Here is a 15,145-nt window from a genome sequence, read left to right as displayed (position 1 = left end):
AACGATCTCGAGTCCAGCTAAAGAGGTTTCGCTTCAATAGTCATAAGCTCTTCTGATACTATTGTTAACGAGTATTTAGTCTATAAGTAGGGATCGCTTGTGAGTGAAAAAATACTAGTAGTGGAAGATAGCCGAGCATTCCGCAACTACCTGTACCAACAGCTTAAAAATAGCGGTTATGAGGTCGCACTTGCTGAATCGATTGCAGAGGCAAAAAACATCTTGGAACAAGAGACGGATTTCTTGTGTGCCGTATTAGATTACTGTTTACCTGACGGGCAAGACGGTGAGATCATTGATCTCGTATTAAGCTATCAACAGAAAATAATTGTTCTTACCGGGATGTTCGACAATCAACTGCGAGAGCAAGTCCTAGCAAAAGGCGTTATTGACTACATACTTAAAGACAGTATGTCATCAGTAAGCTACCTACTCCCTCTGGTTCAAAGAATTTCAAATAATCGTCACCACAAAGCATTGGTTGTCGATGATTCTGCGGTCGTTCGCCGTTACATAGCTCAACTTCTAGAACACCAATATATCCAAACTATCCAAGCCGAAGACGGCGAACAAGCATTAAAGCTTCTTCATAACGACCCTGAGATTACATTCGTTGTTACAGATCATGATATGCCGAAGAAAGATGGTATAGCGATGATCCGTGATATTCGACGTGATCATGATAGAAACCAATTAGCTATTCTAGGACTGTCAGGCAGCGATGACCGCACCATGACAGCTCGATTTCTGAAAGCAGGAGCTAACGACTTCCTTTACAAACCTTTTAACCAAGAAGAGTTTTTCTGCCGAATCCATCAACTGCTTGATATGAAAGAAGCGGCCAATGAGCTGTTTCGACATGCCAACGAGGATGCTCTTACTGGCTTATGGAATCGTCGCTACCTGTTCAATCATCCTTGTAAGGGCTGCGATCAACGAAATATCGCGATGATGGATATCGACTTCTTTAAGAAAGTGAATGATACCTTTGGCCACGATGGTGGTGATGCCGTGCTGATCGATGTAGGGAAAATCATCAAAGATCATTTTAAAGACGATGTCGCTGTACGCTTCGGGGGTGAAGAGTTTTGTATTCAGTCATGCGGTGCGTTTGAGAGCTTTGTTGACAATTTAGAGTCCATGAGAGAAGCCATTGAAAGCCACGTAGTTGTACATGACTCTCAAAGAATCAAGGTCAGTATCAGTATCGGCGTAACCGATTTAGACGCGAAGTTAGATGAACAGATCAAAGCCGCTGACGAGCTTCTTTATACGGCAAAAGAGCAAGGTAGAAACCAGCTAGTGTTTGCGCGTAACAGCATGCAAATCGAACAATAGGCATTCGTTTTTGTTTCCATTTTTAATCTGCCAAGATAAATGACTAAGCCTCAAAACCAAAAAAGCTCAAGACGATAATCTTGAGCTTTTCAATTTAAGGGCACAGATAACTCTATCCCTATGACTGTCACTAATTAGGCGATACGGTCTTTACTCCAAGCCGCTTCTTTTTGTTGGCGTTCAGCTAGCTTCTCTTCACGGTAAGCTTCACGTGCTTCACGCTTCTTGCGCGCGTCACAGGGTTCAGGACAGTTACATACTTTATCAATACCAACAGCACCTAAGCCACCACAGCTACCTTTCACAACTTTCTTTTGGATAATGTAGCCAATTGACATTGCTGCGATTACTGCAAGAAAAACACCAAATGTAATCAGAAATGTATTCATAATTATCTCGCTTACCTTATTTACCTAAGTATGGCTTAAATGCTTCAGAAGCAATTTCTTTAAAGCCATCTGCTGTTTTTACCACCATGAACACTGGAATGTTATGTTGGTTTGCGACTTCCATTCCTTTTTCCTCACCTAAGACCATAAGGCCAGTAGATAAGCCGTCTGCAGTCATTGAAGACGGGTTTAAAACAGTCACAGAAACCACTTTATGATGAAGAGGCTTTCCTGTTTCTGGGTTGATGATGTGTGAGTAACGAACACCATCACGCTCAAAATAGTTGCGGTAGTCACCAGACGTTGCGATCGCCATATCACCAGGTTCGATGATCTCTTGAATGTTGCGTTCGTCAATACTTGGCTTCTCGATGGCAATACGCCAGCCTACATTTTCTCGGTTTAGGCCTTTCAAGCGGATTTCACCACCTACTTCTACCATGTAGTTGTGAATACCAATTGAATCAAGGTAATCAGCAACAACATCAACGCCCCAACCTTTTGCAATGGTTGACAGGTCGACGTACAAATTAGGCAAGTCTTTAGTTAACTTGTTGCCTTCAACGCTCAAGTGATGAATACCAACTTTAGCTTTACGAGCAGCAAGCTCTTCATCTGATGGAACCACTTCCGGACGAGCTTCAGGACCAAAACCCCAAAGGTTAACTAATGGACCAACCGTAACATCCAGCGCACCTTCAGTAAGACCGTTCAAACGAATTGCTTCTTTCACAACGATAGCGGTTTGTTCAGAGACTTCGAATGCGTCCGCACCTTTGTGTTGGTTGAAACGACTCAGCTCTGAGTCTTCACGGTAAGTCGACATTTGATCATTCACTTCTTCAAGTAGACGATCGATCTCAGTATGAACTTCGTTAGACTCCGGAAATTCATCACCATTGATGTATTTAATATTGTAACTGGTGCCCATTGTCGGGCCACTTAAATGCACTTGCTCTCTTGGCTGTTCACAGCCAGCAAGAAAAATTAAAGAAGTTAATGCAACAAGCCAAATTCTCACTTGCTTACTCCTGTCTAATGTTGAGGATTTATATAAGGAAAAATAAGAGTAAAAAATAGGTATTTTGAATGCCTTACTCTTTCTTATATAAGCCAGTATGTTGTCAAAAATAGTCTTAGAAAAACAAATGGCTGACTCGTGAGAGTCAGCCATAATATCAATCACTTAAATGGATTAACCACCGAAGTCATCTAGTAGGATGTTTTCATCTTCTACACCAAGATCTTTCAGCATGCCGATAACAGCCGCATTCATCATTGGTGGACCACACATGTAGTACTCACAGTCTTCAGGAGCTTCGTGATCCTTCAGGTAGTTCTCGTACAATACGTTGTGGATGAAACCTGTGTAACCGTCCCAGTTGTCCTCAGGTTGAGGATCAGACAGTGCACAGTGCCACACGAAGTTCTCGTTTGCAGCCGCTAGGCCATCGAAATCTTCAATGTAGAACATCTCACGCTTAGAACGTGCACCATACCAGTAAGACATCTTACGAGTAGAGTTAAGACGCTTAAGTTGGTCGAAGATATGTGAACGCATTGGCGCCATACCTGCACCACCACCGATGAATACCATTTCATTGTCTGTGTCTTTAGCAAAGAACTCACCAAATGGACCAGAAATAGTACATTTGTCGCCTTCTTTAAGAGACCAGATGTATGAAGACATCACACCAGGAGCTACGTCAGGGTTGTTTGGCGGCGGAGTTGCGATACGCACGTTAAGCTTGATGATGCCTTTCTCTTCTGGGTATGAAGCCATAGAGTAAGCACGGATCGAATGCTCTTTAACGATAGACTCGTAACGGAACAAGTTGAACTTATCCCAGTCACCACGGTATTCCTCAGGAATATCGTAATCTGCGTATTTCACGTGATGTGGTTCAGCTTCAATCTGAATGTAACCACCCGCGCGGAACGGTACTTCTTCACCTTCAGGGATTGCTAGAGCAAGTTCTTTGATGAAAGTAGCTTCGTTGTTATTCGAGATAACAGTACATTCCCACTTTTTAACACCAAAGATATCTTCGTCTAGTTCAATCTCCATGTCAGTTTTCATAGCAACTTGACATGCAAGACGTTCGCCTTCGCGAGCTTCGCCTTTTGTGATGTGATCAAGTTCAGTTGGCAGGATGTCGCCACCGCCAGACTTAACTTTTACACGACACTGACCACAAGAGCCACCGCCACCACAAGCAGAAGATACGAAGATACCAGCGCCAGCTAGGGCACCAAGTAGCTTGCTACCAGGTTGAGTAACGATCGCCTTTTCAGGGTCGCCGTTTACTGAAATAGTGATGTCACCTGATGGTACCAGCTTAGACTTAGCGAAAAGAATCACTAGTACTAGAGCCAATACAATAATGGTAAACATCGCTACGCCAAGAATAATGCTTTGCATTTGTTATTCCTTATTACTGGGTGCTTACCCTACAGTTGAACACCAGAGAAAGACATAAAGCCTAACGCCATCAGACCAACAGTAATGAACGTGATACCAAGGCCACGTAGACCTGGAGGTACGTCAGAGTACTTCATCTTCTCACGGATACCCGCAAGAGCAACGATAGCTAACATCCAACCCACACCAGAACCGAAGCCGTAAACAACAGATTCAGCAAAGTTATAGTCACGAGTTACCATGAAAGATACACCACCAAAGATTGCACAGTTAACTGTGATCAGTGGAAGGAAGATACCTAGTGCGTTGTACAAAGGTGGGAAGAAACGGTCTAGAACCATCTCTAGGATTTGCACAAGTGCCGCGATAACACCGATGAATGCGATGAAGTTAAGGAAACTTAAATCGACACCTTCAACAAGCGCGTTTTCTTTTAGGATGTGTGTGTAAACAAGGTTGTTTACAGGAACAGCGATTGTAAGTACTACAACTACCGCAACACCAAGACCAAAAGAAGTTTTAACTTTCTTAGATACCGCTAGGAATGTACACATACCTAGGAAGAAAGAAAGCGCCATGTTTTCGATGAAAATCGATTTAACTAGCAGACTAATATAATGTTCCATGACTACCTTACCCCTTCGCTTCTACTTGTTCTGGTTTGAACACACGAATTGCCCAAATCAAGAAACCAATTAGGAAGAATGCAGAAGGTGCTAGAAGCATCAAGCCGTTTGGCTGATACCAACCACCGTTGCTCACTAGAGGTAGTACTTCCATACCAAATAGTTTGCCAGAGCCTAGAAGCTCACGGAAGAAACCAACAGTGATAAGAACGAAACCGTAACCAAGACCGTTACCAAGACCATCGATTAGAGATGGGATTGGTGCAGACTTCATTGCGAATGCTTCAGCACGACCCATTACAATACAGTTAGTAATGATTAGGCCAACGAATACAGATAGCTGCTTAGAGATATCGTATAGGTATGCTTTAAGCACTTGGTCTACCACGATTACTAGTGATGCGATAATTGCCATCTGAACGATGATACGCACACTGTTAGGAATGTGGTTACGGATCAAAGAAACGAAGAAGTTAGACAGAGCAGTAACAAACATTACCGCGATAGTCATAACAAATGCTGTTTCTAGCTTAGTGGTTACCGCAAGAGCAGAACACACACCAAGAACCTGTAGCGCAATTGGGTTGTTGTCCAACACCGGCGCTAAGATGCTCTTTTTAATTTCTTTTGCACTAGACATTAGTTCAGACCTCCGTCACGAACTTTTGCTAGGAACGGACCAAAGCCCATATCACCTAACCAGAAGTCAAATGTATGTTGAACACCAACGCTAGTCAGTGTTGCACCAGAAAGGCCATCTACACCGTGCTCAGAACCTTGAGGAGCGCCACCTTTAACAACCTGAATAGCAGGCTTGTGGTTTTCGTCGAATAATTTCTTACCAACGAATTGAGCACGCCAAGTTGGGTTCTCAACTTCACCACCAAGTCCAGGAGTTTCACCTTGCTCGTAGTAAGTGATACCAGAAACTGTGTTGCCATCAGTTTCTACCGCAACGAATGCGTACATCATTGACCATAGACCGTTACCGTGAACAGGGATGATAACTTTAGAAGTTTCAGCGCCATCTTTCACTAGGTATACAGTACCCGTGTTAGCACGACGAATGATCTTAGCGATGTCATCTTCAGCTGAAAGCTTGATTGACTGAGCTGGATCTTTTGCCGCTTTACGTTGGTCGTATGCAGCAGCGTCGCCGTCAACGAAATCGCCAGTAGCGAAATCAACTAGACGAGGTTCAATGTTCTCTGCGTACAGTGCTGGAATATTACCCGCAAGTTCAATGCCCGCAACTTCAAGGATCTTAGTTTGCTGATCCAGAACTGCGTTAGCTTGTTGCTTAGGTTTAAGAACAACTGCAGCTGTTGAAACGATGATTGAGCACACTAAGCTCAATGCGATAACAACAAACAGCGTCTTTTTAATGCTATCGTTATTACTTGCCATAGCGCGCTAGTCTCCGCTTAATGTTCTTCTCGATTACAACGTGGTCAAACAGAGGAGCAAATAGGTTTGCGAATAGGATCGCAAGCATCATGCCTTCTGGGTATGCAGGGTTAACTACACGAATCATTACACACATTGCGCCGATTAGGATGCCGTACCACCACTTACCACCATTGGTAAATGACGCTGATACAGGGTCTGTTGCCATGAAGAACATACCAAATGCGAAGCCACCTAGAACTAGGTGCCAGTGCCAAGGCATGCTGAACATTGCGTTAGTGTCAGAACCGATCACATTAAACAATGTTGATACAGCAATCATACCGATCATAACACCAGCAATGATGCGCCATGAAGCAATGCCCATGTATACGATCATTGCAGCACCGATCATAAGTGCAAGCGTTGATACTTCACCGATAGAACCTGGAATGTTACCAATGAATGCGTCCATCCAAGTGATCGTCTCACCAGATACCGTGTTCATTAGCGCGCTACCACCGCCTTGAGCCCATTGGCTAAGCGCTGTTGCACCAGAGAAACCGTCAGCTGCAGTCCAAACTACGTCACCAGAAATCTGAGCAGGGTATGCAAAGAATAGGAACGCACGGCCAGCAAGTGCAGGGTTTAGGAAGTTACGACCCGTACCACCAAAGATCTCTTTAGCAACAACAACACCGAAGGTAATACCTAGTGCAGCTTGCCATAGAGGAAGTGTTGGCGGAACAATAAGCGCGAACAAGATAGAAGTAACAAAGAAACCTTCGTTAACTTCGTGCTTACGCACCATACAGAACAGTACTTCCCAGAAACCACCAACGATAAAGACCGTCGCGTAGATAGGTAAGAAGTAAGTCGCACCCAAGAGCATCTTACTGCCCCAACCTGCATCGGCTCCTAAGGAGGCTCCAAGCATTTCGGTTAGCCAGTAGTGCCAGTTACCATCAATGATAGAAACTAGTTCTGCACCTGAATACATGTGGTTTAGTGCTGCAATAGCTTGACCACCTGCGTTGTACATACCCCAGAACATTGCTGGGAATACCGCAAGCCAAACCATGATCATGATACGTTTTAAGTCAACGCTATCACGGACATGCGAGCTTTTCTTTGTAACTGTACCTGGTGTGTAGAAAAGTGTTGCTGCAGCTTCGTAAAGCGCAAACCACGTTTCGTGTTTACCACCTGGTTCAAAATGATGCTCGATGTCTTCAATAAACTTTTTAAGGCCCATGAAAATTACCCTTCCTTCACAATTGTATCTAGGCATTCACGAAGTAACTGACCGTACTCGTACTTACCAGGACATACAAAGGTACACAGTGCTAAATCTTCTTCATCTAGCTCTAGCGCACCAAGTGCTTGTGCACTATCAACGTCGCCAGCACATAGATCGCGAAGCAGCAAAGTAGGCTCCATATCTAATGGCATTACTTTCTCGTAGTTACCAATTGGAACCATAGAGCGATCACTACCGTTTGTTGTCGTTGTCATGTTGAACAACTGACCTTTAAACACGTGACCAAGGAATGAACGAGTAACAGAGAACTTGTTCTTACCAGGCATAGCCCAGCCAAATAGCTCTTTATCACGACCTTCACGAAGAACCGAAACCTGTTGATGGTAACGGCCAAGGTAAGCATGTGGACCTGAAGCGTGAACACCAGATAATACTGAACCTGAGATCAGGCGAACTTCACCTGGCATCAACTCGCTGTCCGTCAACTCTTCAAGGCTAGCACCAATTTGAGTACGAACTAGGCGTGGGTTATTAACTACTGGACCAGCCAGAGAAACAACACGCTCAGAGTAAATCTCACCAGTAAGGAACAACTTACCGAATGCGATAACGTCTTGGTAGTTAATGCTCCACGCTACATTTTGTGCATTTACCGGGTATAGGTAATGCATATGCGTGCCTGCAAGACCTGCAGGGTGTGGGCCATCAAAAACATGTTCTTCAACGTTAGACTGAGCTGAACGAGGCAAGCTAGTACCTTTTTTACAAACGTACACTTTACCGTTAGTCAGAGTTGAAAGAAGATCTAAACCAGCAACGAAAGCATCAGACTGCTCGTTAATGATTAATTCTGGCTCAGCTGCTAGCGGATTAGTATCCATAGCAGTAACGAAAATAGCCTGAGTTTCAGAATCAACTGCTGGAACCTTGCTGAACGGACGAGTTCGCAAAGCGGTCCATGCGCCAGACTCAACTAACTGAGCTTTAACCGTTTCACGGTCAAGACTTGCTAGTTGGTTAGCTTCATAGCTATTGAACGTGATTTGCTCATTGCCTGCTACTTCAATCACTACTGATTGAAGAACACGCTTAGCACCACGGTTCACTTCAATAACTTTACCGCTTGCTGGAGAAGTAAATACAACACCTGGGTTCTTTTTATCTGCAAAAAGAACTTGGCCTTTCTTCACTTCATCACCAACGCGAGCATGCATCGTAGGACGCATACCAACGTACTCTTCGCCAAGCAAGGCGACTTTAGTGATGGACTTACCATCATTAATCACCTGGGATGGAGTTCCTGCGATAGGAAGATCCAAACCCTTCTTTATTGTAATCATACGCACTTGCACTACTTTATCGGGAAAAAGATTCTTTTAATTGCGTAAATTCAGGACGTTTTAAAATCGCCCTTAGACACGACATTACAGTGTCCGGTTTTGGTAAATTTGAGATACCAAAATCGCAACATTACATTAATAAATTCACCACAAAGATTATGTGAGATTTATCAGGTGCCGTATTCTAGCATTTTTTGACAACTTGATGCCATGACCAATAACTTGAATACGGCCTATATTTGGTGAGATTTGAAGCATATGGACTCTAAAATATGTATAAATTTGACGAGCCGCACAGATAAAATGGCTTTTGAATCGTGTTTTAAACAAGAGATTAATACTCTGTCACAAACTCATATTTTTCGAGTTATGTTGAAACACTGTTAATAAAAACACTACTCGTTGTGGGTATTTTCAACCGCTCGATTTACCATCAGTTTGAGTGATATAACAACGAAAAACAGATGTATTTGGCAACAAAAAAGGTGGCATCGCCACCTCTTCTATATTCGATTACTCTACTATTTCCCACCGCCCATACACATTGGGCTATCTGGCACGTTATCTAGCTGCTTCAACCATTCATCTTTTGTATAAGTGTGAATGGACAGTGCGTGAATATTGTTCGCAAGCTCTTCTGAAAGAGCTTTATTTACCGCTCGATGACGAGCAATAAGGCGTAAACCTTCAAACGCATCGCTGACAACAATCACTTTAAAATGACTCTCAGAACCGGCCGGAACATTGTGCATATAGCTCTCATTGATCACGTTTAAATGACTTGGTGAAAACTCATTGTGCAATTTTGTTTCGATAACTTCTTGGATCATTGTGATTCCTTTATAACGTATTGGCATTATCCGTGGGGTGAGTATAAACCCTAATAGGTCGAGTGTCCGAGTATTTAATAGCGAATGGCATAGGTTTGGTTGAGTTTTATCTATCTTGTTCAGGCCGCATTTGAGACAATATCTTTGTTATTTCTTACATAAGTATCTCAAGCAATGAAAACCGAACTTACCTTTCACGACAGAACTTTGACCTTACATCGTTTCCCAAAACGTTCAAATGAAACCCTTCAAGCTTGGGATGCGGGCGACGAATACCTGATCAGTCATGTTGAAGAGATGAATCTTGAACCTGGCAAACACATTCTGATCATGAACGACAGCTTTGGTGCCCTATCCGCTTGGTTCTCGAAAGATCATGATGTCACCATGATGAGCGACTCATTTATTTCTCATCGCGGTGCGCTAAAAAACTTACAGCGTAATCAATGTAATCGAGTCAACTTTTTAAACACCATGGATGATATCCCGCACGGTATCGACCTTGTGATCATGCAGCTACCAAAGACCAACCGCCACCTAGTATGGCAGTTAAGTCAGTTACGCCAAGCACTGTCAGAAGGCTGCCAAGTGATCGGTGTCAACAAAGTCAAAGAGATCCACACCTCTACACTTAACCTTTTCGAGAAGTACCTAGGCGAGACCAAAACCTCGTTAGCGAAGAAAAAGCACCGCTTGGTTTTCTCTTCTCCAAATTGCCAACCTGTTCAAACGGTAGAGCCTTTTGTGGAGTGGGATGTAGACGGTGAAGATATCCGCCTGAAAAATTTACCAAATGTTTACTCAGGGGAAGCACTCGATCAAGGCGCTCGCTATATGCTAGAGCATATCCCTCAAGATCCAGAGCTGCGTCATATCATCGACCTAGGCTGTGGCAACGGTGTATTGAGCGTAAAAGCAGGGCAATTGAACCCACAAGCTCGTATTACCTGTGTGGATGAAAGCTTTATGGCTGTGGAGTCAGCACGCCAAAACGTCAAGGATAACCTTGGTGAAGACGGCAACTTCCAGTTCATCGCCAACAACTGTTTAGATGGCTTTAAGAAAAACAGCACCTACTTAGTGATGTGTAATCCTCCATTCCATCAGCAACAAGCGATTACTGATCACATTGCATGGCAAATGTTCTGTGATGCAAAGCATGTTCTTAGCAATGGAGGCAAATTAATTGTTATTGGCAACCGACACCTCGGATACGATGTCAAACTAGCGAGACTATTTGGTGAAGCTAACGTTGAAACGCTTGAACTAAACCAAAAATTTGAGATATTACAAGCAACAAGAGAGCCTGCGAATTTTAATAAATAAGCAGAAACGACTTCACAAGAATTTAAGATACCGAGCTTCTGGTGTGAATTTAGAAAGGATAAAGGAATGAAAAAACTGATTTTGGCTGCTTCTATTATGGCTTTGACAGCATGTTCAGCCCCTCAGCAAGAACAAATCAATGTAATGCCAGAAGCTTCACTAAGCTCAAGCAACCTTGTACAAGGCAAAACATACACACTAACCAGTAAAGATGTTCGTGCCGCTCAATATGTTGCATTGGTTGATAGTGGCCGTTCAAACATTCAACCAATTCATGCTAAGCAAAACATGCGTATTTCTCTAGAAAACGCTATTGCTCAGCAGTTAGAGTCTCAAGGTTTTCGTGCAAGCGTAAACAGTGAAAACTCAATTGTTTTGGAGATTCAAGAAGCGCTTGTTACCGTAGAACACACCATTATGGAAAACAAAATGGACGGTAAAGTAACGCTTGAAGTTACGGCTGAAACGCCTGAAGGCAAGTTAGTGAAAACATTCAACGGTACTGCAACGCGCACTGGTGCCTTGAGTGCGTCAAATGACGACATCTCTATGGTTCTTAATGACGTGATTAACTTGGTTCTTACGGAAATCGCTAACGACCAAGAGCTACAAACTTACATGAAGGAACGTTTCTAATGGTTCGTATTTTATCTTCTATCGCATTAATGTTGGTGAGCGTGAGCGTTTGGGCTGGTCCTAAAGTGAACGTAGAAACAACATTAGGCGACTTCACAATTGAGCTAAACCAAGAACAAGCACCGGTTAGCGCGGAGAACTTCCTAAAATACGTTGCAGACGGCAGCTACGAAGGCACTATCTTCCACCGTGTTATCCCTGGTTTTATGGCGCAAGGTGGCGGCTTCGATCAAGATATGAATCAACAAGCGACTTATGCTCCTATCAAAAATGAAGGCAGTAACGGCCTAAAGAATGATACAGCAACGATCGCAATGGCTCGTACCAATGCGCCTGATTCTGCAACTCGCCAGTTCTTCATTAACTTTTCAGATAACGACTTCTTAAACGCTAAAGGTGGCAACCCAGGTTACGCTGTATTCGGCAAAGTAACCGAAGGCTTTGACGTTGTTCAAAAAATGGCAACGATCCCAACTAAGCGAATGGGCCGCATGTCAGACATTCCAGTCGACCCAATCGTCATCACTAAAGTGACCCTTCTTAAGTAATCCAATGTAGCGCCCTTATTTCTTAAGGGCGTTTTTCTATACAAGGACGCCCTATGTCATCAGGCACTCCCTCTCTTTCTTGGATGCAGACTTTTCGCAGCTACCTAGATAAACGTCTACTTTGGGTGTTTATGCTCGGCTGTTCGAGTGGCTTCCCATGGGTTCTTATTGGATCCAACATGTCTGGCTGGCTAAAAGATGCAGGTTTAACGCGTGCTGCCATTGGCTACTTTGGTAGTGTGTTTGCCGTGTATGCGATTAACTTTTTATGGGCACCATTGGTAGACCGAGTAAAACTGCCGGTGCTTCACGCAATACTCGGCCAGCGCCGCAGTTGGATCTTTTTCTGCCAAACCATTGTTTTAATCGGCACCTTATTCATCGCAGGCGTCAATCCCGCAGAGAATTTGGCGTTTACCTCAATGTTGGCGCTCGCTATTGCCATTGCCTCAGCCACGCAAGACATCGCGATTGATGCATTTCGTATTGATACCTTCCCAAAATCCGAAGCATCAAAACTGCCGCAAGCTTCCGCAATGGCCGTAATTGGGTGGTGGACGGGTTATTCACTACCAGGCTACCTTGCCTTTATTAATGCAGACTCAATCGGTTGGAATGGCGTGTATTACGGAATGGCAGGTGTCGTTGTTGTATTAATGCTGTTTACTCTTTTTGTCGGAGAGCCAAATACACAACGTGAAGCCCTACAAGAACAAGCACAACAGCGACACAATAAAGTGGTCGGCTCAAAGCTTGTCGCTTGGTTCAGTGTGACGGTAATTGAACCATTTTATGATTTCTTCAAAAGAAACGGAGTTCAAGTTGCCATTACTCTATTGCTGTTTGTGTTCCTATTTAAGATAGGTGAAGCCTTCCTAGGTCGCATGTCGATCACCTTCTATAAAGAGATAGGTTTCAGTAATGAACAGATCGGTCATTACTCCAAGTTAATTGGCTGGGGCGCGACGATATTCTTCACTTTGGTAGGCAGTGTCTTCAATGTGAAATTCGGTATTGTACGCGGACTGATGATCGGCGGTGTGGCAATGGCGGCCAGTAATCTAATGTTTGCGTGGATCGCTCACACTGGCCCGAGTGAAACCTTGTTCTTGGCAACCATCATTGTTGACAACTTCACAACTGCGTTTTCAACCGTAGCGTTTGTCTCTTTCTTAACACTATTAACCGGGCAAGCTTTCTCAGCGACACAGTATGCCTTGTTAGCATCGTTGGGGAATTTCGGTCGAACAACGCTGGCTTCATTCAGTGGTGAGTTGGTTGATTACCTCAATGATTGGTCAACCTTCTTTATACTAACCGCACTTATGGTGATTCCAAGTTTGATCATGCTCTATTCGTTGCGCCACTTTTTCACAGATTTACTGGAAAAAGCAAAAACCAACCAAGAGTAGTTGAACAAAAAAGCAAAAGAAAAGAAGGTAGCATCACGCTACCCTCTTTTTCTTTGTCACTAGTAACCTGTAAGAACTAGTCTGTTGTATCACTCACAATAAGGTTGAAGCCTGTGCCAGCCGAGTCATCGATCGCCACCACTTGATACACTACACCATCAGCTAAGGTTGCGGGCGCAGAGTCGATAGCCACAACCGACGGCTGACCCGCTACAGTAATCGTCACAAAATAAGACCCCGCCGCAACATAAATGCCATTCGCATAATCTTTGAACTTCACATCACTTAGCGCTGGAGTGCTACCAGAGATCCCCGCGTTTTCTGTTAAGTAAATATCCACCGAAGCCGCTATTGGGTTAGCAGCGGCGTGGGTAATGTTTAGCACCGCGCTGGTCGCAACCGGACGACGGTTTTCAGGAATAACCAATGGTTCCAAACTCAGTGGAGTTACCGTCCCTACTGCATAGATGCTGTAATCCATACCAGCAAATACCGCGACTCCATCTGCATCAATCAGTGCATTGGTTGTAGTGCCATCAGCAAAGATGTCAATGTCATAACTTCCTGCGGCTAAATCGATAAAACCGCGGATCTCTTTAAACATCAAATCAGCAAGAGGTGCAAATGCAGCTCCGTTGACAAAAACATCTACATCTGGGGCGCCATCAACGAGATGACCGACTCTTACTTCTGCAGTTTCTGCCATGTCGTAGATTAAAGATGAGCCCGAACCGTCCAATACCATCAATTTTACTGGGGAAGTGCTATTGGAGTCAGCTCTTGGCACAGCCGCGATCGTTAGCTCGCTACCGCCAGACAGAGTTATTTCTCCGGAGTCAAAAGCAATAGCATTGCCGCTCACGGTTTCTAATCTCACTCGGTATTGCCCTGCTGGAATATTGAGTACGTCAGTAAAGTCTTTATAACCGAGAGTGCCAAGCGGAGCACCCAATGGATCATTCGGCGCCGTTACGTATAAGTTCACATCTCCAACCCCTGTTGCCGCGTGAACAACTTGCACATCTAAACTTGAACTCGTTGCCGTTCCCTCAGAAGGTCGCGTCACAACTAAAGCCTCAACCGGGTTATTAGAACCGTCAGCGTCACCGACCACCATCACGGTGTAATCTAATTCACCGCTCAAATCGAATTGGCTTGGCGAAATTACAGTGGCAACTGCGTCACCTGGGAGTTGGACATCGACTTGAAGAGTTGTCTGGCCTTGATTTACTGAAGCGTACCCAGACGCTTGAGCATAATCGACACCAGTCCAACGAGCCTGACTGTTAACGATAACATTAGCTAAAGGAGCATCGGGGGATGCATGAACAGCTTGTAGTTGTGTAGTAGGTTCATCGTCATCGTCACACCCAACAATGAACAGAGTTGATATTGCTACCGCTAATAATGGTGAATATTTCATGGTCTTCTCTCCAAAAAAGTTAGACCAGTTCGTCACACAAATAGTTAGTCCAATAACTAACCTTTAAAAATTGTTTCAAAATCTAGTGCAGTGAACTGTCGTTGGTTCTCCGTGATTCAAAAAGTAGTTAGTTTTAATCCCTAGTCAGTCATCACATGAGTTGGTCATCAATTGATTCCACCACCATTACGGAGTTGGTTAAAAATAG

15 protein-coding genes are annotated in these 15,145 nt (G+C 43.9%); 5 read left to right on the top strand and 10 right to left on the bottom strand.

What is annotated here, in order from left to right; genetic code table 11:
* Positions 1-99: 99 nt before the first annotated feature.
* Positions 100-1,338, top strand: a complete 1,239-nt coding sequence (locus FTW16_RS13205) for a response regulator (RefSeq protein WP_146491384.1) — start codon at positions 100-102, stop codon at positions 1,336-1,338.
* 134 nt (positions 1,339-1,472) lie between these two features.
* Here FTW16_RS13205 and nqrM read toward each other — a convergent pair whose 3' ends face one another.
* The 9 genes from nqrM to bolA form a co-directional block, all read right to left on the bottom strand.
* A complete protein-coding gene (nqrM, locus tag FTW16_RS13200; protein ID WP_009848378.1) occupies positions 1,473-1,727 on the bottom strand; it encodes a (Na+)-NQR maturation NqrM in 255 nt (84 codons plus the stop codon).
* Between the two features lie 16 nt (positions 1,728-1,743).
* Positions 1,744-2,748 (bottom strand): FAD:protein FMN transferase, encoded by a 1,005-nt coding sequence (locus FTW16_RS13195; protein ID WP_146491383.1) that lies wholly within the window; start codon positions 2,746-2,748, stop codon positions 1,744-1,746.
* Between the two features lie 174 nt (positions 2,749-2,922).
* The gene (nqrF, locus tag FTW16_RS13190; protein WP_010439056.1) at positions 2,923-4,149 is read right to left on the bottom strand and encodes an NADH:ubiquinone reductase (Na(+)-transporting) subunit F; all 1,227 of its coding nucleotides are present in this window, start codon (positions 4,147-4,149) and stop codon (positions 2,923-2,925) included.
* A 29-nt stretch (positions 4,150-4,178) separates the two neighbouring features.
* The gene (nqrE, locus tag FTW16_RS13185) at positions 4,179-4,775 is read right to left on the bottom strand and encodes an NADH:ubiquinone reductase (Na(+)-transporting) subunit E (RefSeq protein ID WP_009848375.1); all 597 of its coding nucleotides are present in this window, start codon (positions 4,773-4,775) and stop codon (positions 4,179-4,181) included.
* Between the two features lie 7 nt (positions 4,776-4,782).
* On the bottom strand, positions 4,783-5,415 hold the full coding sequence (locus FTW16_RS13180; protein ID WP_008223083.1) for an NADH:ubiquinone reductase (Na(+)-transporting) subunit D: 633 nt from the start codon (positions 5,413-5,415) through the stop codon (positions 4,783-4,785).
* Positions 5,415-6,182, bottom strand: coding sequence for a Na(+)-translocating NADH-quinone reductase subunit C (locus FTW16_RS13175; RefSeq protein ID WP_004735209.1), 768 nt, complete (start codon positions 6,180-6,182; stop codon positions 5,415-5,417). The genes FTW16_RS13180 and FTW16_RS13175 overlap by 1 nt, the downstream gene beginning before the upstream one ends.
* Entirely contained in the window at positions 6,172-7,416 is a 1,245-nt protein-coding gene (locus FTW16_RS13170) for an NADH:ubiquinone reductase (Na(+)-transporting) subunit B (protein WP_010439046.1), read from the bottom strand. Before FTW16_RS13170 ends, FTW16_RS13175 begins: the two co-directional genes overlap by 11 nt.
* Before the next feature lie 5 nt (positions 7,417-7,421).
* Entirely contained in the window at positions 7,422-8,762 is a 1,341-nt protein-coding gene (locus tag FTW16_RS13165; protein WP_032545690.1) for a Na(+)-translocating NADH-quinone reductase subunit A, read from the bottom strand.
* 521 nt (positions 8,763-9,283) lie between these two features.
* A complete protein-coding gene (gene bolA, locus FTW16_RS13160; protein ID WP_004737616.1) occupies positions 9,284-9,592 on the bottom strand; it encodes a transcriptional regulator BolA in 309 nt (102 codons plus the stop codon).
* A 174-nt stretch (positions 9,593-9,766) separates the two neighbouring features.
* On the opposite strand from bolA, the gene FTW16_RS13155 reads away from it, so the two are divergent.
* The 4 genes from FTW16_RS13155 to FTW16_RS13140 all read left to right on the top strand — a co-directional run bounded on the left by FTW16_RS13155 (position 9,767) and on the right by FTW16_RS13140 (position 13,514).
* The gene (locus tag FTW16_RS13155) at positions 9,767-10,918 is read left to right on the top strand and encodes a methyltransferase (RefSeq protein ID WP_146491382.1); all 1,152 of its coding nucleotides are present in this window, start codon (positions 9,767-9,769) and stop codon (positions 10,916-10,918) included.
* A 66-nt stretch (positions 10,919-10,984) separates the two neighbouring features.
* Positions 10,985-11,554, top strand: coding sequence for a YajG family lipoprotein (locus tag FTW16_RS13150; protein ID WP_017067736.1), 570 nt, complete (start codon positions 10,985-10,987; stop codon positions 11,552-11,554).
* The gene (locus tag FTW16_RS13145; RefSeq protein WP_017071274.1) at positions 11,554-12,102 is read left to right on the top strand and encodes a peptidylprolyl isomerase; all 549 of its coding nucleotides are present in this window, start codon (positions 11,554-11,556) and stop codon (positions 12,100-12,102) included. The genes FTW16_RS13150 and FTW16_RS13145 overlap by 1 nt, the downstream gene beginning before the upstream one ends.
* A 53-nt stretch (positions 12,103-12,155) precedes the next feature.
* Positions 12,156-13,514 (top strand): AmpG family muropeptide MFS transporter, encoded by a 1,359-nt coding sequence (locus FTW16_RS13140; RefSeq protein WP_146491381.1) that lies wholly within the window; start codon positions 12,156-12,158, stop codon positions 13,512-13,514.
* 76 nt (positions 13,515-13,590) lie between these two features.
* Here the strand turns inward: FTW16_RS13140 and FTW16_RS13135 are convergent, their stop codons facing one another.
* Positions 13,591-14,937 carry a DUF4397 domain-containing protein gene (locus FTW16_RS13135; protein ID WP_146491380.1) on the bottom strand — a complete coding sequence of 449 codons (1,347 nt, stop codon included), beginning with the start codon at positions 14,935-14,937 and terminating at the stop codon, positions 13,591-13,593.
* Positions 14,938-15,145: the final 208 nt, after the last annotated feature.

Source organism: Vibrio sp. T20, assembly GCF_007858795.1.
Classification (GTDB): Bacteria; Pseudomonadota; Gammaproteobacteria; order Enterobacterales; family Vibrionaceae; genus Vibrio; species Vibrio satsumensis.
Note: the sequence above shows the minus strand (reverse complement) of the source record. Positions and strands in the feature narration are given on the sequence as shown.